The 22,448-nt window shown below is 60.0% G+C and carries 17 protein-coding genes and 1 tRNA gene; 9 read left to right on the top strand and 9 right to left on the bottom strand.

Annotated elements, in window-relative coordinates; translation table 11 throughout:
* The first annotated feature begins 299 nt into the window (after positions 1-299).
* From J2T09_RS00685 to zigA, 3 genes are all read left to right on the top strand, one after another.
* Positions 300-373 (top strand) — tRNA-Gln (locus tag J2T09_RS00685).
* A 441-nt stretch (positions 374-814) separates the two neighbouring features.
* A complete protein-coding gene (locus J2T09_RS00690; RefSeq protein WP_306829992.1) occupies positions 815-1,000 on the top strand; it encodes a hypothetical protein in 186 nt (61 codons plus the stop codon).
* A gap of 124 nt (positions 1,001-1,124) precedes the next feature.
* Entirely contained in the window at positions 1,125-2,330 is a 1,206-nt protein-coding gene (gene zigA, locus J2T09_RS00695) for a zinc metallochaperone GTPase ZigA (RefSeq protein WP_306829994.1), read from the top strand.
* 13 nt (positions 2,331-2,343) lie between these two features.
* On the opposite strand, the gene J2T09_RS00700 is transcribed toward zigA, so the two are convergent.
* Together J2T09_RS00700 and J2T09_RS00705 are read right to left on the bottom strand one after the other, a co-directional pair.
* Positions 2,344-4,140: a serine aminopeptidase domain-containing protein gene (locus J2T09_RS00700; RefSeq protein WP_306829996.1), complete on the bottom strand. Its 1,797-nt coding sequence runs from the start codon at positions 4,138-4,140 to the stop codon at positions 2,344-2,346.
* 17 nt (positions 4,141-4,157) lie between these two features.
* On the bottom strand, positions 4,158-6,074 hold the full coding sequence (locus J2T09_RS00705) for a heparinase II/III family protein (RefSeq protein WP_306829998.1): 1,917 nt from the start codon (positions 6,072-6,074) through the stop codon (positions 4,158-4,160).
* A 130-nt stretch (positions 6,075-6,204) separates the two neighbouring features.
* Here J2T09_RS00705 and J2T09_RS00710 point away from each other — a divergent pair, with 130 nt between their 5' ends.
* Positions 6,205-7,458, top strand: coding sequence for a glycoside hydrolase family 5 protein (locus J2T09_RS00710; protein ID WP_306830000.1), 1,254 nt, complete (start codon positions 6,205-6,207; stop codon positions 7,456-7,458).
* Positions 7,459-7,472: 14 nt separating this feature from the next.
* On the opposite strand, the gene J2T09_RS00715 is transcribed toward J2T09_RS00710, so the two are convergent.
* Both J2T09_RS00715 and J2T09_RS00720 read right to left on the bottom strand, forming a co-directional pair.
* A complete protein-coding gene (locus J2T09_RS00715) occupies positions 7,473-8,792 on the bottom strand; it encodes a hypothetical protein (RefSeq protein ID WP_306830002.1) in 1,320 nt (439 codons plus the stop codon).
* Entirely contained in the window at positions 8,792-9,907 is a 1,116-nt protein-coding gene (locus J2T09_RS00720; protein WP_306830004.1) for a glycosyltransferase family 4 protein, read from the bottom strand. Before J2T09_RS00720 ends, J2T09_RS00715 begins: the two co-directional genes overlap by 1 nt.
* Positions 9,908-10,047: 140 nt before the next feature.
* On the opposite strand from J2T09_RS00720, the gene J2T09_RS00725 reads away from it, so the two are divergent.
* On the top strand, positions 10,048-11,499 hold the full coding sequence (locus tag J2T09_RS00725) for an oligosaccharide flippase family protein (RefSeq protein WP_306830006.1): 1,452 nt from the start codon (positions 10,048-10,050) through the stop codon (positions 11,497-11,499).
* Positions 11,500-11,517: 18 nt separating this feature from the next.
* Here J2T09_RS00725 and J2T09_RS00730 read toward each other — a convergent pair whose 3' ends face one another.
* Genes J2T09_RS00730 through wecB form a run of 3 tightly spaced genes read right to left on the bottom strand, consistent with a single transcriptional unit; the run spans position 11,518 to position 14,793 of the window.
* Complete coding sequence (locus J2T09_RS00730) at positions 11,518-12,318, bottom strand: WecB/TagA/CpsF family glycosyltransferase (RefSeq protein WP_306830008.1); 801 nt, start codon at positions 12,316-12,318, stop codon at positions 11,518-11,520.
* Positions 12,315-13,649 (bottom strand): UDP-N-acetyl-D-mannosamine dehydrogenase, encoded by a 1,335-nt coding sequence (gene wecC, locus J2T09_RS00735; protein ID WP_306830010.1) that lies wholly within the window; start codon positions 13,647-13,649, stop codon positions 12,315-12,317. The genes J2T09_RS00730 and wecC overlap by 4 nt, the downstream gene beginning before the upstream one ends.
* Positions 13,642-14,793 carry a non-hydrolyzing UDP-N-acetylglucosamine 2-epimerase gene (gene wecB / locus J2T09_RS00740; protein WP_306830012.1) on the bottom strand — a complete coding sequence of 384 codons (1,152 nt, stop codon included), beginning with the start codon at positions 14,791-14,793 and terminating at the stop codon, positions 13,642-13,644. The genes wecC and wecB overlap by 8 nt, the downstream gene beginning before the upstream one ends.
* A 255-nt stretch (positions 14,794-15,048) precedes the next feature.
* Here wecB and J2T09_RS00745 point away from each other — a divergent pair, with 255 nt between their 5' ends.
* On the top strand, positions 15,049-16,437 hold the full coding sequence (locus J2T09_RS00745) for a glucosamine inositolphosphorylceramide transferase family protein (RefSeq protein ID WP_306830013.1): 1,389 nt from the start codon (positions 15,049-15,051) through the stop codon (positions 16,435-16,437).
* Here J2T09_RS00745 and J2T09_RS00750 read toward each other — a convergent pair.
* Positions 16,386-17,702, bottom strand: coding sequence for a VpsF family polysaccharide biosynthesis protein (locus J2T09_RS00750; protein WP_306830015.1), 1,317 nt, complete (start codon positions 17,700-17,702; stop codon positions 16,386-16,388). The two genes, J2T09_RS00745 and J2T09_RS00750, sit on opposite strands and share 52 nt — an antisense overlap.
* A 152-nt stretch (positions 17,703-17,854) precedes the next feature.
* Between J2T09_RS00750 and J2T09_RS00755 the strand changes: the two genes are divergently transcribed.
* On the top strand, positions 17,855-19,369 hold the full coding sequence (locus tag J2T09_RS00755) for a GumC family protein (protein ID WP_306830017.1): 1,515 nt from the start codon (positions 17,855-17,857) through the stop codon (positions 19,367-19,369).
* Entirely contained in the window at positions 19,369-20,493 is a 1,125-nt protein-coding gene (locus J2T09_RS00760) for a glycosyltransferase (protein WP_306830019.1), read from the top strand. The genes J2T09_RS00755 and J2T09_RS00760 overlap by 1 nt, the downstream gene beginning before the upstream one ends.
* Before the next feature lie 23 nt (positions 20,494-20,516).
* Here the strand turns inward: J2T09_RS00760 and J2T09_RS00765 are convergent, their stop codons facing one another.
* Positions 20,517-21,653 carry a sensor histidine kinase gene (locus tag J2T09_RS00765; protein WP_306830021.1) on the bottom strand — a complete coding sequence of 379 codons (1,137 nt, stop codon included), beginning with the start codon at positions 21,651-21,653 and terminating at the stop codon, positions 20,517-20,519.
* A 239-nt stretch (positions 21,654-21,892) separates the two neighbouring features.
* On the opposite strand from J2T09_RS00765, the gene J2T09_RS00770 reads away from it, so the two are divergent.
* A complete protein-coding gene (locus J2T09_RS00770) occupies positions 21,893-22,429 on the top strand; it encodes a gluconokinase (protein WP_373458292.1) in 537 nt (178 codons plus the stop codon).
* The last annotated feature ends 19 nt before the right edge of the window (positions 22,430-22,448 follow it).

A 22,448-nucleotide genomic window follows, 5' to 3' on the forward strand; every position in this document is an offset into this window, starting at 1 on the left:
CGGCTGGTTGCCGCTGTCGGGGTCCATCACTGATCTTTTCCGTCTCGCCGCGCAAGAACCCCGTGAAATGGGACTGCCGCAGGCATCTGGTGTTTCGTTGACCTAAGGATAACAGCGACGCGCCCATTCGCCAACGCCTTTTTGGCGACACATGGTGATGGCCGAAGCAAGGCACGCCGCAATCATCCACAGAGATGAAAAATCAGATGAAAGTTTTTTGAAAAGGCTATTTGCAATCTGAAAAACTTTGGTTATAAGCGCCGCACACCGACGAACCGGCGACACGCTGGCTTCCCTGCTGGGGAATAGTTCAACGGTAGAACGACGGACTCTGACTCCGTTAATCTTGGTTCGAATCCAGGTTCCCCAGCCAATCTCTCTTTTTCGGTCGAATAATTCCAGGCCATATTGCCGCAGGTGACCAATCCCACGCTTAGACACGGGATCATTTGGCGAGCCATATCCGCTCCTCCAAAAAGGCTGGAAGTTTTCGTCAGCTCCGAATCATCGAATGCCTCTACGGAGCACAGGCATTCTGAAAAATCGATTACTATCAATGGCTTGATAAGGATCACAACAGGAGCAAGGCGCGCTAACAAGACCTGAATTGCCAGATGGCAACTCAAAAAAACGCAGGTCGCCGGTACCGCAAGAGGCTCCCCTTCCTCAAAAAGCTTCTACTGCAGGCAAAGCTCGCAGGCTGCATTGCCTCATATCATTTCCATGTCGAATCAGTGCGATCCCGATGGCATCACCGCCTCCGCTGGTTTAAAGAGATGATTGATCAAACCGGGCACCCAAGCAGCGCAAAACCATGAACGATAACGTCATCAAGTTCCGCAAAAAAGAAACGCCGAAACCGCCGCGCCAGACGCCGCCATGGATGAGAAAGGTGCTGATCATCGCCGGTGCCGTTGCAGCCTTCCTCGCCGCTTTCGGCTATTTCTATCTCACCGGCGACCATACCAGCATCATGCCCGGCGCCACCCAGCTGAACTGATTTTTCCCGCCTCCGCGATTGCAATCGGCAGGCAGACCAATCTGCTGCTTGCCGGGAATGGCTTGACACACACCGGAAATGTAATGTTATAACATTTTATCATTATCGACCTCTGGTGCATTCCATGACTACAAAGCTGCCCGTTACCGTGTTGTCCGGCTTTCTCGGCGCCGGCAAGACCACATTACTCAACCACATCCTCACCAACCGCGACGGCCTGCGGGTTGCGCTTATCGTCAACGACATGAGCGAGGTGAACATCGATGCCGCGCTGGTGCGTGATGGTGGCGCGAACCTGTCCCGAACGCAGGAACAGCTGGTCGAGATGACCAATGGCTGCATCTGTTGCACGTTGCGAGACGACCTCCTGAAAGAGGTGCGGGCTCTCGCCGAACAGGGGCGTTTCGATTATCTGCTGATCGAATCCACCGGCATCGCCGAACCCTTGCCGGTGGCCGCGACCTTCGACTTCAGGGACGAAAATGGTCAAAGTCTGTCCGATGTCGCTCGTCTCGATACGATGGTGACGGTGGTCGACGCTGCCAACCTGCTGAAGGACTACGGCTCCGCCGATTTCCTGTCGGACCGGGGCGAAACGGCCGGTGAAGGCGATGACAGGACACTTGTCGATCTGCTCGTCGAACAGATCGAATTTGCCGATGTCATCGTGCTCAACAAGGTCGGCATGGCCTCGCCGTCAGAACGCGATGCGGCACGAAAGATCATCGTGGCGCTTAACCCCGATGCGCAGCTGATCGAGACCGATTTCGGCGAGGTGGATCTCAAGCAGATCCTCGGCACCGGCCGTTTCGATTTCGCCAAGGCGGAAACCCATCCGCTGTGGTTCAAGGAACTGCACGGTTTTGCCGACCACATACCCGAAACCGAGGAATACGGCATTCGCAGCTTCGTCTACCGTGCGAAAAAACCGTTCGACCCCACGCGTTTCAAGGCTTTCATCGATCGCTCCTGGCCGGGCGTGGTGCGGGCAAAAGGTTTTTTCTGGCTGGCAACGCGCCCGCATCACGTCGGTGAAATGAGCCAGGCCGGCGCTTTGGTGCGGACGCAGAAGATGGGAATGTGGTGGTCATCGGTGCCGAAACAGCAATGGCCGCAGGATCCTGGCTTTCTGGCGATGATGAAACCCTATCTCGATCCGATCTGGGGTGACCGTCGGCAGGAGATCGTTTTCATCGGAGCCGACCCGATGAATGAAGCGGTCATTCGGGCCGAACTGGATGCATGCCTGATCGACAGCCCGAGTTTTCAGCCCGAACGCTGGCGTGATCTTGCCGATCCGTTTGCGCGATGGGAGCGAAACGCCGCCTGACGTGAGGGATCGATTATCGTGACATATCGCCGTCGCGCGGTTCCAGCAGCGCGGCGGCATCGGTCAATGCCGTCAGATAGGCTTGACGGGCATGAGCCGGGGTAAAATTATGGTCGGCACCGGCGATCACCGCATGGGCCATCCCTTGAAAAGATCTGAGCCTCTGTCCCTCAGCGCCGAAAAAGTGCCCGAACTCCTCCAGACCGACATCGCCGGCGCTGTAAAGCAGACGAACGGGCACCTTGCGTCGTGCCAACTGACGGAAACCGGTTGAGACGGCCCGCTCGCGCGCCGTGATGCCGCCGGCCAGCCAGACGAAAGGCCGCAGCATGCGTCTGCCCAGCGCCACCGACATCTGTCGAAGTTTGTCAGCGATTTTTATCTCGCCACGCAGCAATTTTCTGAACGTGGCGACACGCCAGACATTTTCGACATAATGATCCATCGATTGCACCGGGTTTGCGAGCGCTTCCGCCACGGAGCGGCCCGCGGGCCATTCGTAGACAACTGGATTGACGGCAACCACGCCGGCGACACGCTCGTGCCGCCAGGCCGACTGGAGTGCGAGATAGGCGCCGCTGCAACGGCCCGTGATCAGGAATGCGCAGCCCGGCAGGTGTTTTTCCAGAAAGTCGATCGCGGCATGCACATCATCCAATTGAGCCGGATCGTAGAGAACCTGGCCATCCCGGCCATGCCGGGGCGGGCTGTCGGCAACATTGGCGCAATCGAAGCGGAGCGACGCAATCCCCTCTTGGGCCAGAACCCGCGCCAGCCTCGCGGTGCATCGCCCCCAGCCGGCCATGCGGTCATAACCAGCGGACAGAAACACAACCGCCACGGAGCGCAGCGGCACATGCGATGTTGGCCTGCATAAAATGCCGTAAAGCCGGTTGTCCTCGCCGAAACGCAACGGCTGTTCGACAAAGCCGGAAAGACCATGCGCAACAGCATGTGATGGCTGGGCATCGGCGATCGTCAAAGGCGTCGGAGACAGGTTTTCGAGCCAATCGAGAAGTTTCGCAATGACCGTATGGGGCACTTCCGCCATGGTGGGGTTGGTGGTGAGGCTGTGATAACCGTCGAAGGGCGCCCGTTCCACATCAAGCCCTATATCGTGAAGATGGGTCGCAAAGGCGACATCGGACGGACGCTCGTCACGCGTCAGCACCAGCGCCTGCCTGAACGAGAGCTTCTCCACCTTCATGAGGTCGATCAGCTTGAGATCGGCAGCCAGCGGCCCGGACAGGGAAAGCCCCGCCAGCGTGATCGCAGCCCCTTCGACCTCCTGAGCCGCGATGCCGAGCTTGTCGTCGGTCATCCGCGCCATGGCCTGCATTTCCCGCAGATAGGCACGCCCCGACACGACCGGAGCCAGAAAGGCGACCGTTTCACACATGTCGATCCGCTTATTCGCCTGCATCGCGACGGCTGCTCCGATGCCCTGCGCCACGATGACGATCCGCTCGCAGCCGGACAATTGCCTGAGCTGTCCGACTGCCGCGACAAGATTGTCTGTCCAGACATCGAACCCGGACACTTCGCTATCGTCGGCAAAGGAATCGCCCGTACCGGCATAATCAAAACGCAGGCTGGCAAACCCATTGTCAGCGAGTTCTTCGGCCATGATGCGGAAAAACTTCCGGCCGCACATTTCCTCCAGCCCCCACGGGCTGGCCAGCAGGATGGCGACGGGCCTGCGCGCGCCGGAAGCCGGAGAAAACAGCCCGACCGTGCCATCGAACGTGACCGGCACGGAAGCCGACCTTCCTCCGCCTGACGCCGATTGCCCCTGACCTGACCCGTCCATGTTTCCGCCCTCGCCGATCAGCGCTGAGATGGTGACAATGGCATGACCGGAGACAGCACGATATTGACACCGCTGCCACCGACCGAACCGTTCCAGCAGAGACGTGGCGCCGGCATTTTGACGCCGAAACATGGGGAAACCCAGCCGCCATCACCGGGCTTTTCGCCACCGCTCGACACTGAAATGTCCCCCTCCGGAAATTGCAGATGCAGCACCGGTCCCTCTCCATCCATCACCCGCACGAGTGTGCCATCGATATGCGCTTCCAGATGCGGTGCCAGCTGGAACACGATTTCAGCCGGGCGCGCCGTTCCGAGCAGCAGATCGGTGATGATGATATTGCCCTGTTCAAGGCGAATCTTTCGCTGATGGCGTGCGCCGAACCGCTGTTCGTAACCTCCGTGTTCTGCCGTCAGCGACCAGTTCTCACCGGACACATATTCGACCAGCGTCGCATCCGCCTTGTGCGACCAGTTGAAGGCGCCCGACATGATGCTCTGGCTTTCGCCGGCAATATTGAGCGTATTATGCGCCATGGTCGAGCGGAACCAGTTGCGCCAAATGCCGCCGGAACCGTAAGCCCAGGTGCCGGGATCGACCAGAACCGGCTTTCCGTCGATCGCCAGTGTGAGCGACAAGGCATCGGCATGCCCATGGGCGGCGATGGACAGATAACCCAGCGGGCCGTGATCGAACACAAGCTCGACATCGCCTTCGCCAGAGCGCGCCCGCCAGATGGACAACCCGCTGTCTTCGAACACGCGCAGGCCGGACGGTTTTTGGGCAAAGGTTTTCGGGTGACCGAAAAACAGACCGCGCATATCCCCTTGCGGAGAGGCAATCCCTGTTGTGTCGAACAAGCCGGCAATCGCTGCTGCGACGGAGCCGACATAATCGCTTTCCGCCCCCAGCGTCAGCACTCGGCCCTCGTCATCATCTCCGAATTTCGCTGTCGATGGCAACCATGCGACAAAAGACGCAAAGGCCTGCAGACGCTCGTTCACGAGCGTTCCGAAATCCCGTCCCTTTTTGCGGGCAGCAACAAGACAGAAAAGAACAAGTTCCACGGTGAAGGCTGCATAGGTCGGGCTCTGTTCGGCACCACCGCCATCGCCAAAAATCTGTTTCAGCAGTTCTTCGGAAAGATGCCTTTCCGCTTGCTCGACATTTTGGCCGAGCGCCAGACCGATGAGATATTCGCCGGCCAGTTCCGCCACGAGATGGTTGTTGGCCGAGGAATGAAGCGAGGGGAACCGTTTCAGCCAGAAAAGGCTGGCCGAGAGGATCCGGCTGATACGCGCCACCGTTGCGGCGTTCAATTCATCCACGAGGAGATCACGCACCACGATCAGGCTTATGCATCGCAGCGCCACTTCGATGCCCGAGGCCCAGCCGATGCCGGTGAATGGCGGATTGGCGCGATGCCAGCTTTCAATCGCCTCTTCGATCGCAGCCAGCGCCTTGCCATCACCGGCGAGCACATGATGCATGGCCAGAGCCGGCAGGACCTGCAGCCGCCCGATTTCCCAGGCATATTTGATATCGCCGCGAGACCCATCGTGACGATAGCTGATATCGAATGTGTAAGTGCCCGCGCCCGGCCAATGCCGGCCGGTTACGGGATCGAGTGACCACAGATTTTCGGGAAACAGATTGTCGGGCGCCCGCTGCGGCCATGTTTGGCCTAGCGCCGAAAACTTTCCGGCCAGAACATTTTCGGCGGCAGAGGCGATCACTTCGCGTTCGGCAGCCGTTGCATGGACCACGCGCTGGCGCAGGCCGGGGAACACAGAGGTCAGCGGCACCGGCGCATATCTTTCCCAGCCACCGTGACGATGGCGCGAGCTTATCCTGCGCGCCTTTTCAACGACGCGATGGAGGATTTCGGCAGCGCCCATATTGCGCAGCCGGTTCACATACCATGCAAAAGTCATCTGCCCCGCCACCACACTATGACCCGCCCCACGGCATTCACCATATCTGCAACTCATGGTGAGCAATCATTCTCTTTTGCCGAGGCTTCGTTAAAATCCCCTGAGCCAAAGGTCACGATGGGGGAAAACCGTGAAAAGATTGGTTTCTGCCTGTGCATTTTTCATGCTGTCCCTTTCGACAGCGAGCGCCGACCCGATCGAACTGAAACGCGGCGTCGGCTTGCACCAATGGTTGAACTGGTCGCCGGTGACGGACGATGGCAGCTACCGGTTTCCGCCCTACCGAAGCGTAGAGCAATGGCTGTCCGGCGATCGAAAAATCACCGACTGGCCGAAGGGCGATCCTTTCGAGGCCATTCGCGCACTGGGTTTCGATTTCGTACGGCTGAGCGTCGATCCGGGCCCGCTGGTTGCCGATCCCGCCCAGCGCAAGCAAACCCTTGCGCTGCTTTCCAAAAATGTCCGGAGACTGACGGATGCCGGCCTCAAAGTGGTGTTCGACCTGCACGGCGTCAGCCAGGTGCCTGCCTATAGCATGAAGATGATCTATGACGGCGCCGATAGCGATGGCGTGGCGCGTTATCGCGATATGGTCAAATCGGTCGCCGCCATGCTGGTCGAGATCGGCACCGACAAGGTGGCGCTCGAACCCTATAACGAACCCGCCTATTACCCCTGCGATGCCAGCGGCACCGACGACTGGCAGCGTATCATGACCGGAACGGTCGAGGACATCCGCTCGGTCAGCACCGAACTGACGATCGTCGCCACCGGCGCCTGCGGTGGCGGCATTACCGGTCTTGTCCACATCGATCCGACATTCGACGACAGGAATATTCTCTACAGTTTTCACATGTACGAGCCGCTGAGTTTCACCCACCAGCAGCCGGAGGAAAAGGAAGGTTTTTTGTCCGGCCTGCCGTGGCCGGCCAGAAGTGGTTCACCGCAGACGGTGATCGAGGGTCTGCGGGCGCATATGACAAGCGCCGGCTTGTCTATGGATCAGCAGGACGAGGCCATCGGCGAAATCAGGAAACCGATTGCGGACTATTTCAAGAAGGGCTGGAACGAAGCCATTCTCAAGGCCCGTCTCGATGAGGTGGTGGCCTGGGGGCAGAAACACGGCATCGCACCAGACCGTCTGTTCATGGGAGAGTTCGGCGCGATCCGCATCACCGACGACGGTCGCATGGGATCCTATGATGCCGACCGGCTGTATTACCTCAAAACCGTGCGGGAAACGGCGGAGAGACATGGCATCGCATGGTCGATCTGGGAATATTCCAATCCGCATGGCATGACCGTCATTCAGCCCAAGGGCAAGGCGGTTCCGGATGACGATCTTTTGCAGGCGATCGGCCTGAAACCGTCAGCCGGGCAATAGTCGATGCGTTAAGGTCAGTCGATCTGCCGCAGCACCAGCGGCGCCTTGCCGCTTGCCGTGCGCGTCAGCCGGTCGATGGTCTTGATCTGGACCTCCATATTCGCCGGAATTTTTTGACGCGCATTGGCGAGAATGATGCCGGCCGCATGCTCGCCAAAATTTTGAAGCGGCACGACGTGGATTTCCACCTTCGCCTTGCTGGTCTGCACGATCTGCATCTGGGCGATATCCGGCACATTGCGTGGAATATGATTGATGCCGATGATGCGTGATCCTTCCGGCGAAAGCACATATTCCGAACGTCTGCCCTCAATGCCTTCGAAGGGCAGAATCCCGAGCGTGACGGCTTCCAGATCAGCAACTCCCATACCCTTGCGGACCTTTGCGAGGTCGCCGGTGCGAAACCGGACGAGTGGCTGGGCGGGGTTGCAGTAGGATGTGCCGATGATCTCGTAATAGCTGTGGGTGTCGTCCTCATGGGCGGGCAGCAGCTCGACACGCCCATAAGCCGGCATGAAGTAGTGCGCACTGTCTTTGACATGCCATGAGGCGCAGACCCGTTCGGACTGTCCATAAAAATCCAGAACCGGCGCCTTCAGGATCACCGAAGCCTCCTGTTGCATGGCAGCGTCGAGGACTTCCGAAGAGGAAACGACGAGCTTGAGACCGGCAAGCCCCCCATCGCCCAAGAATTTCGCGCCGAGCCTGACAAAAGCTTCCAGCGCCGACGGATAGACCCAGAGAATATCCGGGCGAAAATCGCGGATGGCCGCAACGAAATCACTGACCGTGGCGGCATTCAGATGGATGCTGGAGCAGGCGAGATGCAGGCCGCCATGGCGCAACTGCCAATGGGGTGGCCGCATGTCGGCGGGGTCCTTGAACGTATCGCCCCGCAGAACGGCAATGCGCGCTGTCTTCCAGTCCACACCCGCATGACGTTTCACAAGATGATCGATGACCGCCTGTTCGAAAACCACCGACTGCAGGGAGCGGCGGAGGACAATCGGCACGCCAGTCGTGCCGCCCGTGGCGGCGGCACGGGCCGGGAGAAGTGTTCTGGCTGAGCAGAGGGCCTCATCCTGTCGCAAGACGTCTTTTTCGAGGATCGGCCAATCATCATACGTCGCCGAGCCACCAATCGAGCGACCGTATCGCGTACCTTGCGCCTGCTTCAACGTCCGTGCCGTCAGCCGGTCTCGCAGCGCTTGCCGCTGTTCGAACGACATGTCTTCAGAGCGGCGCAGAAGGTCCATGAAATGAGAGTAGAGACCGGGCGCGCGACGAACGAAATTTTCGGCCAGCGAGTTCTTCAGATGTGACGTTATTCCCATCAGCCCGTCTCCCCGCCCCGATGTGCCGCCTCTTTCCAGACCAAACGGATCTGCTCCGCATAAGGCTCGATCGTCAGATGTTTCTGCTGGAAAACCCGACCGGCCACCCCCAGCCTTTGGCGCAGGTCCGCATCCTCGACCATGCGCAGCAATGCAGCCGAAAGCGCTCTGTCATCGCCCGGAGGCACAAGCAGGCCCGTCTCTTCATGCCGAATAATGTCCTCGACCGCACCGACCGGGGTCACAACCACCGCGAGGCCGTAAGCCATGGCTTCGATCACCGACATCGGCAGATTTTCCGCGAACGACGGGAGCGTCAGAATGTCGGAGATGGACAGCAACCGCGCGACATCGTCCGGACCAAGCCATCCCGGCACATCGACCCTGTCGGCGAGTCCCAGATCGTCTATTTCCCGGCGAAGCTCCGTCACCGCGCCGTCACCGGCTATCGTGGCGCGCCAGCCGTCTTTTCCCCTCATTGCAGTGAGCGCCTTGACGAGTTGCGGAACGCCCTTGCGATCCTCGATCCGTCCGAGAAAAAGGATATGAACCTTTTCGCCTCCGCCGACATGCGGCAGGCGGGGAGGTTCGACGGCATTGGCAACGATCACGACCCGCGACGCCGCCTCCGGCACCCGTTCGGCGACAAAGGCCTTCCACGGACTGCCGAGCACGATGATGCCGGCCGCCTTGCTGAACATGTTTCGGATAGCGCGGTTCAGAATGCTGTCGCGCGTCGACCAGAAGGATCGGTATTCGGCGCCGTGCAGATGAAGAAGATAGGGTACGCCGACCAGACGCGCGCAAGCAGCGATGACCAGCTTGCGATAGGTGCTGCCACGGCTAGCAAGGTTGACATGCACCAGATCCAGTTCGCCGCGCATTCGTCCGAAAAAAATCGCAAGGCAGAAACGCAAGAGATGCATCCAGGCAAAAACGATCGATCCACGCCCGCGCGTCGCCAGAAAACGAACACGCATATCCTGGCCCCCCTGCCGCTCAAGCACGCCCTTCAGCGCGGCCATGATACGGTCGATGCCGCCCTGCCCCAAACCGCCGGCGGGCGTGGCAACCAGTATGTTCAGCGGTCGGTCGGCAACGGGTTTTTCCGGCATGCTTTTCCACGATCAGGCCCACAATCAGGCGTTGGTTCAGGCAGATAGACTGTTAAGAAATAGAAGCTAGGTTTCCGTTAAGCCGACCGGTGACATATCGCCCTGACATTCGGTCGGGAAACGCTTCCAGGAACGAACCCTTGCTGCTCAGGTCCACCCTCATCTATGGTCCGGCGATCCTGCTGACGCGGCTCTCGGCTCTTCTGTTTCTGATCATTGCCACGCGCATCGTCGACCCCGTCGAATACGGATTGCTGACGCTTGTGGTGACCGTCGGGGAAATGGCCGATACCGCATTTGCCAACTGGCTGCGGGTGTCTCTTCTCAGGCTCGGCGGCAAGGGCGAAGTCAGTAGCGGCAGCCTGCTGCGCGCCGGACGGATGGTTCTGGCCACCACAGTCATCGGCCTCGTTGTTTCGGTCGGCGCCAGCGCCCTCATCGTGCCCGAGCGTTGGGGCGAGTTTTCCGCTGCGGTCTGCACCTATCTGATCGCCGGTGCGATCGCCCGTTATGCGCTGACAGTCCTGCAGATGCAGCAGCGCCACAGCGCCTATTCCATGCTGGAATTTTTGCGCGCGGTGCTGCAGCTGGCGCTTCCCGCCGCGACCATGCTGGTCGAGCATAATTCCTTTCTCGCCATTTCCATTGCGTCCAGCCTCGGCATGCTGATCACCGGGCTTGCCGCCAACATCATCGCGTGGCGGCAGGTGGTGCACGGCCCGCCGCGTTTCACGCAGCGCGAATTTCTGGCGCTCGGCCTGCCGATCATCGCCATTGCGCTGGTGGGGTTCGGCCTCACCAATGCCGAGCGGGTGATGCTCAAGCTGTATCAGGATGCCGCCGCCGTCGCGATCTTCGCCTCGGCCTACGCGCTGGCGCGCCAGCCGGTCGACATGATCGCCAATGCGATCAACATGGGCGCGTTCCCGGAAGCGGTCAGCCGCTTCGATGACCACGGGCAAGGGGCCGCCGGGGCTTTCCTGTCGCAGTTCATGGCGCTGACCTTCGCGCTTGCCTTGCCTGTCGTTGCGATATTGTCGGCACTCGGTTCCGATCTGGCTGCTCTTGTTCTGCCGGCTGCCTATGTCGGACCCTATACGCTGCTGTTCACGACGATCGCCATCGGGGCTTTTCTGACCAATCTTGCCGACTTCGTTTACGGTACGATGGTGCATGCCCATAAACGCCCTCTCCTGTTCATCGTCAGCAAACTGTTCGGCACGGCGACGAATATCGGCCTCGCAATCCTGCTCATCCCTTCGATGGCGGAAGCCGGCGCCGCCCTGTGCCTGATGGGGGCGGCCGTCGTCAATCTCATCGTCACCGCCATCATCAGCGAACGCCTGACGCCGATCGCCCTGCCCTGGCGCGCCATCATCACTGCAATGTTCGTTTCGGCCTGCGTCTGGGGCGCCGCTTATGGCGCCAAAACGCTTCTGGCCGATACGTTCCTGCTGTTGCGTCTCGCAGTGGCGGGCATGGCGGGCGGCATCGTGTTTCTCCTGCTCAACGCCGCCTTCAATCCTCAGGCCGCACGACAGGTGATCGGCAAGACCAGAGGTTTTGTGCTGCGGCGCAGCTCAGACAACTGACGCGCCGCCAAGACCAGCCTATCGATGCAACCGGCGACGCCATATCTCCTGGCCGAGCAGCGACGCATAGGCCGTGTTGGTTTCGTAATAACGCCGCCACAGACGTTTCGGCTCCTGCGCGATGCGGAACAGCCATTCCAGACCCAGCGCCTGCACCATATGCGGCGCGCGGTTCACCTTACCGCCATAGACATCGAAACTGCCGCCGACGCCCATGACGAAACTCGTCGTCAGCCGCGTGCGGTATTTCTTCAAGAACCGCTCCTTTCGCGGCGTCGGCATGGCCACGAAAAGGCAATCGGCGCCGCTTTCGTTGATCTGCCGGACAATGGCGTCCTCGTCTTCTTCTCTGAAATAACCATTGCGCATGCCGGCGATTTTCAAGCCCGGATGGTCCTTGCCGAGACGCGCGGCAACGGCATCCAGCACGTTCTGTTCAGCCCCCAGAAGGAAGGGACGGTAACCGCCCTTTGCGCAGCGCTCGAACAGGTTCAGCATGATATCCACGCCCGCCACCCGTTCCGGTGCATGCAGGCCGCATAGGCGCGCGCCCCACAACACGCCGGCGCCGTCGATATTGATGATATCGGCGCTGGTCACATCCTCGCGCAGCTCGGAATTCTTGCGCATGGTCACGAGCTTGGCGACATTGACCACGACATGATGTAGAGGCCGATGTTCGCGCATCGCCTGTTCGGCGAGGTCCAGCGTTTCCTCCATCGTCAGCCCGTGCAGCGGGCAGCCGAGAAAGGTCATGCTGCGCGTGGCGAGCAGCGGGTGATCCACCCATTCGGGCTGTTTGAAAGCAAGATTGCTCATGCCGCTCTCCCGATCTCGACGGCCGGCATGTCGGCCAGATTGCTCTTCTTGCCTTCGATGCGCGCATCCGGACGGCGCGCCTTGCGCCATGTCCAGAGGCCACGCGTATCGACCAGCTTCTTGTCCTTCAGCGATTCAGAGTCGATGAAGTTGAACTGGCGATGATCGACCAGAAGCACGACGATATCGGCTTCATCGATTGCCGTCAGCGCATCGGTAAAGACAATTCCCTTGTCCTGCAGCGCAGGCGGCAGCGAGCGTGTATGCGGCTCGGCGGCCACGAGGCGAATATCCGGATTGGCGGACAGAAGCTCGACAACCTCGACGGCCGGGCTTTCGCGCATGTCGTCGATGTTAGGCTTGAAGCTCAGGCCGAGGCAGGCAACCGTCTGCTTGCGGCCCGGTTCCAGCAGCGCCTCGATATCCTTCACCACAGTGTGGGGACGGTGCGAATTGATCTGGCGAGCGGAGCGCATCAGCGGCGTGCTTTCAGGCGCGGCGTCGATGATGAAATACGGATCGACGGCGATGCAATGGCCACCGACACCCGGGCCCGGCTGCAGGATGTTGACGCGCGGATGGCGGTTGGCGAGATCGATGACCTCCCAGACATTCAGCGACAGATCCTGGCAGACGGCGGCAAGCTCGTTGGCGAAGGCGATATTGACGTCGCGGAAAGCGTTTTCCGTCAGCTTCACCAGTTCAGCCGCTTCCGCCACCGTGACGAACAGGTCGCCGGCAACGAAGCTGGCATAAAGCGCTGCCGTGCGCTCCGACGAGCGTCGCGACAGGCCACCGATCGAACGGTCATTGTTGATGAGTTCCGTCAGAACCTTGCCCGGCAGCACTCGCTCCGGCGAATAGGCGACGTAGATATCGCTGTCGTCGTTGATGTCGGACGGGAATGAAAGGTCCGGCCGCAGCTCTGCCAGAAGCGACGACATGGTGCGGGTGGTCCCGACCGGCGAGGTCGATTCCAGCACCACGAGATCGCCCTTCTTGAGGATCGGAGCGATGCTGCGGGCTGCGGCCAGCACGTAGGACACATCCGGCTTCAGATCATTGGTGATCGGCGTTGGCACAGCGATGACATAGGCATCGGCCGGCTGCGGCGTCGAGAACGCCTGCAGGGCGCCCTGCGCGACAACCTTCTGGATCAGGCCATCGAGATCGGGCTCAACGATATGGATCTCGCCGCGATTGACCTTTTCAACGACGGCTTCGTTGACATCGACGCCGACGACCTTGAAGCCGCGGCTGGCAAAAATGGCGCAGGTCGGCAGGCCGATATAGCCCATGCCGATAACGGATACGGTCTTGATTTCACGCATGGGAAAGCTCCTCGAGAATTCGTTGGCTTGCCTTGCCGTCGCCATAGGGATTGTGGCGTTCGGCCATGTTTCGGTAGGCGTTTTCATCGTCCAGAAGGGTTGTTGCGGTGCGCAGGATGGCATCGACATCGGTGCCGACCAGGCGCGCGGTCCCGGCCGCCACACCTTCCGGCCGCTCCGTATTTTCACGCATCACCAGAACCGGCTTGCCGAGAGACGGCGCCTCTTCCTGCACACCGCCGCTATCGGTCAGAACCAGATAGCTCTTCTTCTGCAGATAGAGGAAAGGCAGGTATTCCTGCGGGTCGATCAGATGGACATTCGGGATATCGGCAAGTTCCATCCTCACCACATCACGAACATTCGGATTGGGGTGGACGGGAAAGACGATCGAAACGTCACCGCGTGCCGCCAGCACTTTCAGCGCCTTGCAGATGCGTTCGATACCGCCATCGAAATTTTCGCGGCGATGGCCGGTGACCAGAACCAGCTTTTTCGACTGGTCGATGAAACCGAAACGAGCCGCCATTTCCGCGCTCATCAGGTCGTCATCATCCAACATGCCGGAGAAATGCAGCAGGGTGTCGATGACCGTATTGCCGGTGACGAGAATGTTGGCGGAGGATTTTCCTTCGGCCAGCAGATTGTCGCGTGCTTCCGCCGTCGGTGCGAAATGCCACCTGGCGATATCGCCGATGATCTTGCGGTTCAGCTCTTCGGGAAACGGACTGTCGATATTGTGGCTTCGAAGACCTGCCTCGATATGAGCCACCGGTATGCGCTTGTAAAAGGCCGCAAGTGCTGCCGCCATCGCTGTTGTTGTATCACCTTGAACCATGACGATATCAGGCCTGGCGCTTTCCAGCACATCATTCATGCCCTTGAGGACACGCTCGGTGACGTCGAAAAGCGTCTGGCCGGGACGCATGATGTTCAGGTCGTAATGGACAGGAAGCCCGGTCAGCGAAATGATCTGATCCAGCATGTCACGGTGCTGGGCCGTCACGCAGATTTCCGTGTCAAAAGCCTCATGCGCAAGGGCTGCGCGGGCCACCGGAAAACATTTCAGGCCCTCGGGCCGTGTACCGAAAACGATCAGAAGGCGACGCTTCGCCAGCCGCTCCCCACGTGCAAATGTCTGCATAGCCAACCCACCCCATCAAGTTGATGTGCGGAAAGTTGGGCCGAATAGATTGACGGGCGATTGCTTTTATTGCCGGCATTTTAATGATGTCGCAGAAAATATGACGCGGTGACACATTTTAACTGACAATTAACCAAGACAGACCTGTTCTGTGCGAATAAAACCAATTTATTCGACGTCGGGAGGCGAGCAGACGCAGTGAAGACTTTGCTTTTGATTGGTCACGCAGGACAAGCCCGCCGCTGGGAACATGAGTTGCTTGAGCGGCTTCATAATGAGGGTTTCCATATCCTGACCGCGGTGTCGCCAACCACCAGCCCGGCACCGCGCGGCCTGAATGGTATCCTCCGGCTGGAGGCAAAAAAGCTGGGCGCCTCTTCCGCCAGTCTGGCCGCACCTTTTCCCGTAGAAACCAGCGGCATGGCCGAACTGGTTATAGACCTAACCGGCAAAGCCCCTCCTGCGGATGCGCAAAAAGTCCTGTCCCTCTCGATCGCGGGTGCAAAAACCATCGATGAAGGTCTTGCCCGGCTTCGTAGCACGACCGGTGCCGCGCCCGACATCGTCGCCTGGCTGAACGGCAAGGCCGTCGCGATTGCCAGCCCCATGCTTGGCGATCGCGTGTGGTTTTCGCGCGATTGCACCGATGTGCTGGCCGCCGCGCAGAACCTGATCGTGATGTGCATCAGGCGGTTTGCTGCGGGCCGTCTCACCGCCATCGACGAGCCAGTGGCCCAAACGCCCTCAAGGCCATTTTTGCTCGGCTACGGCTTACGGTTGGGCAAAGGTCTTGCGGCGCGCCTGCTGCACAGGCTGAAACCCGGTTCCCGGCCTTTTTATTGGCAGGTCGGCTATCGTCTGCATTCCGGCGCCGGTGTCGCCGGAACCCGACGTCTGGATGGCGCCTCCTTCACGCTTTTGCACGACGACGGGCAGTGCTTTTACGCCGACCCGTTTGCATTCGAGCATCAGGGCCGGTCCTATCTGTTCGTCGAGGAATTCCCGTACGCCCTCGGGCGCGGCATCATTTCCGTCGCGGAAATTGGGCCGGATAGCACCTGCACGACGCCACGCGCTGTTCTGGAAGAGCCGCACCATCTTTCCTATCCGAACGTCTTTGAGCGGGACGGTTCGATCTTCATGATCCCAGAAAGCGGGGCGGCAAACGAGGTCGTTCTCTATCGCGCCGAACAATTCCCGAACCGCTGGGTGCGCGACACGGTTTTGCTCGCCGGACACTGTTTTAACGACGCCACCCTTGTGGAACGTGACGGGCGCTTGTGGATGTTCGGGACCGAGCGCATCGGCCGGGGCAGCGCCTCCGATACGCTCATAGTTTACAGCGCTTCCGATCTGCGCGGACCATGGCAACCGCACGGGCTCAACCCGATCCTGATCGACCGCGCCGGCGCACGCCCGGGCGGGCATGTCATTCACGGGGAGGGCAAGGTGTTTCTGCCGATGCAGGATGGCACGCTCAAATATGGCGGTGGGCTCTGCCTTCGCGAAATCATCAGGCTGGATGACGAGGACGTGGTTCTGGGACCGATCCAGCCGGTCACATCAGGCCCGGCCTGGCATGGCACGGGTATTCACACCCTTACCCGCAGCGGCCGGCTGGAAATGATCGACAGCGCACCCTGACGCGGCGGCGGGATTTCTTCCGGCCGAGAACGGAAGGCCATGATCAGCACCACCAGCAGGATGATGTCGCCGTTCTTGGTGGCCAGCGCATTGTTGGAGAGTTCCGCGATCAGAAAGATGGCGGTCGCGATGCGCGCCTGCATGGCCGCACCGCGCAACAGCCGCAAGAACAGGCGCACGACAACAACCGTTAGCACCATCGCCGCCGGCAACCCGGCCTGAAGCACCAGAAGCACGGGCGCGCTTTCGATATAGGGCAGGCGCAGTTTTTCACGCACGGTTTCAAGCAGCAATTGCGGGCTCATGCCCAGCATGATGTCCTTCCAGCTGACGAAACCAAAAATCTGGTAGACATCAATACGCGCCATGAAATTGCCGTCGCTGGCAGCACCCTGAAAACGGGCCAGAAAACCACCGGCAAGCAAGCCCGCAAAAAACACCAGACCGAGAGCGCCTGCCATGAGCAGCACGATACGCTTGGCCTTTCGCTCATCCGTCCGGGAAAGCTGTGGCCAACGCACCAGCAGCAACAACAGGACCACTTCGATTGCAGCCAGCACAAGCGCGGTTCGGGCGCCGGACGCGATGCAGCCGAAAAACACCAGCGCCACGGCCGATAGCCGCAGCCAGACCGGCCAGCCGGTCAGCGTGGCAAAACCGACGGCCAGGACACAATAGCCGCCAAGCGACAGCGGGTGACCAGTCAGGCCGGTGGCGCGAAAATACGGCTCGCTTTCGGTGAACGGCATGACACGTCGCTGGATAACGGCCTCGCCGAGCGCAATTGTCGCGCTGAGCATCAACACCACGACGACACAAGTGCCGATCATCCGGCGCGCATGCGGCGGCAGGGTCAGCATCAACATCGCGGCAAGGCAGGCCGTCAGATAGGTATCGACGATCACACCTGTGGCGCCGATACGTGAAATCGCAATCACGTAGACGACCAACCCACCGAGAATGCCGACCTGAAAGAGCAGAAACCGGAAGAGCGGAATATCATCGCCGCGCAGCGGAATGCGCCGTGCAAACAGGGACAGGATCAGCAGGCCGCCGATCAGATAGGTTCCCAGATGGAATTTTGCATAAAACGGCCCGCCTTCGCTCGTATAGGGCAGGATCAGGTTCATCAATTGTGATGTCAGCAGCAGACGCAGTAAAAGGACGCCAGCGACGCTCAGGAAAAGCAGCATGACGATAGCGTTGGCACGAAGGTCAATCACCGCGTGATGGGGATCGTTGATCTGGCCGGCTGTTTGCTTCATCCGATCCTGCACAAATTGCTCGCTGCCAGCGCCTATACTGACGCATTCTCATAAAATTGCAGGGACATGCCAATATTTCGTTTCAATCGGAATGAAACCTTAACCTGCCGAAGCCTAGAAATACGCGGAACTGGGGAACAAGGCGTTAACGGATGTCCGCCAACATCGACCGCTCACAACTGCACGAGACCCGACATCACGGGATCGACGCACCGCATGCCGGTCGATCCTGGCCGCGCGAAGTCGCGCCCGAAGAACAGCCGCATCCAAGCCAGGTCGTGACCATTGGCAAGGTTGCCGATTTCCTCGAGCTCGATTTGCGCCGACTGTTCGTCTGGCTGAAATCCGGCCTTGTGCTGATCATCATCGCCATGGTGCTGGGCGGCATTCTCGCCGCCGCATATGGCATGCTCGCCACGCGGCGCTACACGGTTACAGTAGAGGTGTTGATAGATCCGGCCAATTTGCAGGTGGTCAACAACGACCTCTATTCCCAACCCGGTCAGATCGACGGTCAGTTGCTGACCGTGGTCAACCGCATGCGCATCATGACCTCCGGCAACGTGCTTTCGCGTGTCGTCGAGACGATGAAACTTGCCGATGATCCCGAATTTTACGAACCGCCCAAACCCGGCCTGTTGTCCGGCCTGACCGGCGGCGCGCCAACCACTGAGCCCAATCCGCAGCTGGCGGCCGTGAAAGCCCTGCAGAAAAAGGTGTCCGTCTCGGCGGACGACCGGTCGTTTATCGCTGCCCTTTCGGTCTCCTCGGTATCATCCGACAAGGCGATTGCAATTTCACGCGCCATTGTCGAGGCGTTTCAGGAAGAGCTCGCCAGGGCCGATGCCGATGGCGCCCGCCGCGCCGCTTCCGCCCTCGATGAGCGGCTGGACCAGTTGAAACGCGATGTTCTGGCAGCCGACGAAAAGGTGGAAGCCTATCGCCGCGCCAACAACCTGACGACCGGCGAGGATGGCCAGCTGGTCAGCTCCCTGTCGCTCACACAACTCAACACCCAGCTTGCGGCGGCCCGCACACGCGTCATCGATGCGCAGGTCAGCTACAATGCGCTGATGAAGGTCGGCACCGATGCCGTCGGCAACCAGCTGGCGGTGCCGAGCGGCCTTGCTTTGCTGCTCGACCGGGCAAGCGCGCTGCGCCAGCAGGTGGAGGCGCTGAGAATGGTCTATGGCGACCGGCACCCTTCGATCGTGCGCATGCAGGCCGAATTGACGGCCATGGGCGATCAGGTCCGTAACGAACTGACCCGCGCCACCAATGCCGCCAAGTCCGAACTGGACAAGGCCAATTCGGCGCTCAACACGCTGCGCGGCCAGATGACGGAACTGGAAGGTTCGGCCTTCAACGACAACCACTCGCAGGTGGAACTGCGCGAATTGCAGCGTGATGCCACCTCGAAAGCCGCCATCTACGAAAGCTTTCTGTCGCGTGCCCGACAGATCACCGAGCGGGAGCAGATCAACACGACGAATGTGCGTGTGATCTCCGAGGCACTTCCACCATCCGGCCGATCCTGGCCGCCGAGCACCACCGTCCTGTTCGTGCTTGGCCTGATCGGCGGGCTGATCGTCGGCACCGGCCTTGCCGTCATCCGCGGCATCATCATCGACATGCGCCAGCCGCCGCGTAGCCTCCTCGCCTACTGATGACGGCATTTTCGCCAAAACGCATCACCATCCATGTTCCGACATTGCGCGGCGGTGGCGCGGAACGGGTCTGCGTTCTGGTTGCCAATGCGTTTGCGCGACGTGGCCACGATGTCACCCTTTTCGTCTGGGATGCAACCGGCCCCAATGCCCAACTGGTTTCGCCGCAGGTCAAAATACTCGATCTCGGTTTTCGTGCCCACGGCGAAAATTTCGGCAAGTTTTCGACGCTGAAAGCCTTCTTCCGTTCGATCGCGGTCTATCGGCAATTGAAGCCGGATGCAGTGTTTTCCGCCCTCGAATTCGCAAATGTCCTGACGGCGCTGGCCTTGACGTTTGGCGGCAGCCGGACCGCCTTCTTTCCAAGCTTTCATGCCGCCGCTTCGCTGAAGGCCGATAGCCTCGGCAGTCGGATCGCACCGCTGCTTTCGCGCATCGTCGCGCGACGTTCGACAACATCAATCGCGGTATCCGGCGGCATTGCGGCCGACCTTGAAGCCCGTGGTTTCCGGCCCGACAAGATCACCGTGATCGGCAACCCCATTCCGGCACTCGAAGTGCGGGAAGCAGACAAGACTGATTGGCAGGATCGTCTGTCCCGAATGGGTGACGGCCCCGTCATCATCACGCTCGGCCGTCTTGTCGAGGTCAAGGATCATCACACGCTGATCGCCGCATTTGCGAAACTCGACCGAACAAGAAATTGTCGCCTCGTGATCTTCGGCGATGGCCCGCTGAGAGCTGATCTGGAACATCAGGCAACAACGCTTGGTGTCGGCGACAAAATCCTGTTTGCCGGTTATGTCAACGATCCCGCAGCCTGCTACGCGATCGCCGATCTCTTCGTCCTGTCCTCACGCAGCGAAGGCTTCGGCAATGTTCTGGTAGAGGCGATGGGGACTGGCGTGCCGGTCGTTTCGACCGACGCGCCGCATGGACCACGCGAAATTCTGGCCGATGGCCGTTATGGAGCGCTTGTGCCCGTCGGCGATGCAGACGCACTGGCGGCAGCGATAACGGCAACGCTGGATCACCCGCCGGAACCTTCGCTTCTGCGCAAACGTGCCGGAGATTTCAGCGAAGAGGTTATCGGTGATCGCTACGAGGCGCTGCTTTCCCTATAGGGCCAACGTCCGCGATAGGTCCGTTACGACCGATCATCGCGCTGCGTTGCGCTTTCTCGTATGCCGCCGGCCTCTATGGCAAATGTCACTTGGCAGCGGGCCCCTGAACGGGCAAGAACGTGATCGATCCGGCCATTCAGCTGCCGCTCCACCAGCCGTTTGATCAGGCCCGAGCCCTGGTTTGGCAAGGCACTTTCGACGACCGGCGGGCCATTCATTTCCGCCCAGAGCAGGGTGAGTTCGGACCCCGCCACGAGCCACGCGACTTCCACGCGGCCGCTCGGCACCGACAGCGCACCGTGCTTGAGCGCATTGGTGGCGAGCTCGTTGATCACAAGACCAAGAGCGGTGGCGCGCATGGGCGGCAATGGCACGGATGGACCAGTCAGCGAAAACGTCTGCCGATCCGGCGTCATATATGGTTCGATTTCGATTTCGATCAGGCTGCGCAGATCGATGCGAGCATTATCCTCGGTCTTTTCATCCAACAGTTCATGAACCCGCGCCAGGGCGGAGATACGCCCGTTCAACTCGACGCCGAGTTCGCTGGGAAGGGTCAGCCGGGCAAGGCTCTGCGCGCCCATATAGGCGTTCTTGACCCGGTGGCGCAGCTCATCACGCACCAGTTCTGCTTCCAGAACAGCATCCTTCAGGGCCGAGATCAGCCGCACGTTTTCGAGCGCTGTTGCCGTGGCGCTCGCCAGCGCCTCCAGAACCTCGATCTCTTCATCGCTTGGCTCATAGGTCGCGGCCCAATAGGCGCCGATGGCGGCAATCGGGTCATCGCGTCGCACCGGCGTCATCAGCACCGCACGGACAAAGGTTTCTTCGTAAAGTTCGTACGGGATGCGGGGATCGAGCGCGATATCGGGCACGACGACTGTCTGTCTGTTGAGCATCGCCCAGCCGCTGATGCAGGCCGTCATCGGAAATTTCTGCCCCTTCCAGAGCGGGCCGATCGCATCCTCCTCGATATAGTGGCAGAGATCGCCGTCGCGGCGAATGATGGCGATACCTTCGCAGCCGACCAGTACGCGCGCTGTCACCCGCACGATATCCACCACCTCCTCGGAAGTCTTGGCACCGGCCAGACGCGCAACCGCCTGGGTCAACTGCCCAAGAGGTGTTCGTCGCCGGTCTCGATTTTGCCCTTCCATCATCACGTCAATCCCTTGCCCGCACAAGGTTCAAAGCACATATCGCAGAATCGCATAGTTACGTTCATTAGCAAGACAAAACATTGCGTGATCGGCAAGCTGCACTCGCAAAAATGGTAAGCAGAACCTTGCCGCGCTCTTGACCTTGCGGGCAAACACCGGTTCTTTGCCGCCGAAGGTGGGAGGATCGGCTTTTGCATCCACCCCCGCGCAGACAGATTCGATGAATGGAACAAAGACACATGTCGACAGAGCAGGGCAACACAATGTTTCAGGGACCGGTGATCGTGATGGGCGTGTCGGGCAGCGGCAAAAGCTCCGTCGGCATCCTGCTGGCCGAGAAGCTGGGCCTGCCTTATGTCGAGGGTGACGAACTGCACCCGAAATCGAATGTCGAAAAAATGTCAAAAGGCACGCCGCTGACCGACGAAGACCGCTGGCCGTGGCTGGACATCATCGGCGAGCGTCTGGCCGAAGGTGCGACAAGCGGCATCGTCATCACCTGCTCGGCACTCAAAGTTATCTACCGCGACCGTCTGCGCAAGGCCGCCGGCGGCAAGCTGGCCTTCGTTTTCCTTGATGGTTCCAAGGAACTGCTGACCGATCGCATGGGTCATCGCACCGGCCATTTCATGCCACTGAGCCTGCTCGAAACGCAGCTGGCGACGCTCGAACGTCCCGACAAAGAAGATGGCGTCGTGACGGTCGATATCGATGCCACGCCGGAAGCCATTACCGATACGGCCATTGAGGGCCTGTCGAAACTGACGTGGTCGTAAAGCTGGCATGACGGATCGG

It is taken from the genome of Neorhizobium huautlense (assembly GCF_030811685.1).
GTDB classification, from domain to species: Bacteria; Pseudomonadota; Alphaproteobacteria; order Rhizobiales; family Rhizobiaceae; genus Neorhizobium; species Neorhizobium huautlense_A.

Excerpts from the sequence above, each read along its gene's own strand:
- J2T09_RS00690 (WP_306829992.1), top strand. The coding sequence starts at position 815 with ATGAACGATAACGTCATCAAGTTCCGCAAAAAAGAAACGCCGAAACCG.
- zigA (WP_306829994.1), top strand. The coding sequence starts at position 1,125 with ATGACTACAAAGCTGCCCGTTACCGTGTTGTCCGGCTTTCTCGGCGCC.
- J2T09_RS00700 (WP_306829996.1), bottom strand. The coding sequence starts at position 4,140 with ATGGACGGGTCAGGTCAGGGGCAATCGGCGTCAGGCGGAGGAAGGTCG.
- J2T09_RS00705 (WP_306829998.1), bottom strand. The coding sequence starts at position 6,074 with ATGACTTTTGCATGGTATGTGAACCGGCTGCGCAATATGGGCGCTGCC.
- J2T09_RS00715 (WP_306830002.1), bottom strand. The coding sequence starts at position 8,792 with ATGGGAATAACGTCACATCTGAAGAACTCGCTGGCCGAAAATTTCGTT.
- J2T09_RS00720 (WP_306830004.1), bottom strand. The coding sequence starts at position 9,907 with ATGCCGGAAAAACCCGTTGCCGACCGACCGCTGAACATACTGGTTGCC.
- J2T09_RS00730 (WP_306830008.1), bottom strand. The coding sequence starts at position 12,318 with ATGAGCAATCTTGCTTTCAAACAGCCCGAATGGGTGGATCACCCGCTG.
- wecC (WP_306830010.1), bottom strand. The coding sequence starts at position 13,649 with ATGCGTGAAATCAAGACCGTATCCGTTATCGGCATGGGCTATATCGGC.
- wecB (WP_306830012.1), bottom strand. The coding sequence starts at position 14,793 with ATGCAGACATTTGCACGTGGGGAGCGGCTGGCGAAGCGTCGCCTTCTG.
- J2T09_RS00750 (WP_306830015.1), bottom strand. The coding sequence starts at position 17,702 with ATGAAGCAAACAGCCGGCCAGATCAACGATCCCCATCACGCGGTGATT.
- J2T09_RS00755 (WP_306830017.1), top strand. The coding sequence starts at position 17,855 with ATGTCCGCCAACATCGACCGCTCACAACTGCACGAGACCCGACATCAC.
- J2T09_RS00760 (WP_306830019.1), top strand. The coding sequence starts at position 19,369 with ATGACGGCATTTTCGCCAAAACGCATCACCATCCATGTTCCGACATTG.
- J2T09_RS00765 (WP_306830021.1), bottom strand. The coding sequence starts at position 21,653 with ATGATGGAAGGGCAAAATCGAGACCGGCGACGAACACCTCTTGGGCAG.
- J2T09_RS00770 (WP_373458292.1), top strand. The coding sequence starts at position 21,893 with ATGTCGACAGAGCAGGGCAACACAATGTTTCAGGGACCGGTGATCGTG.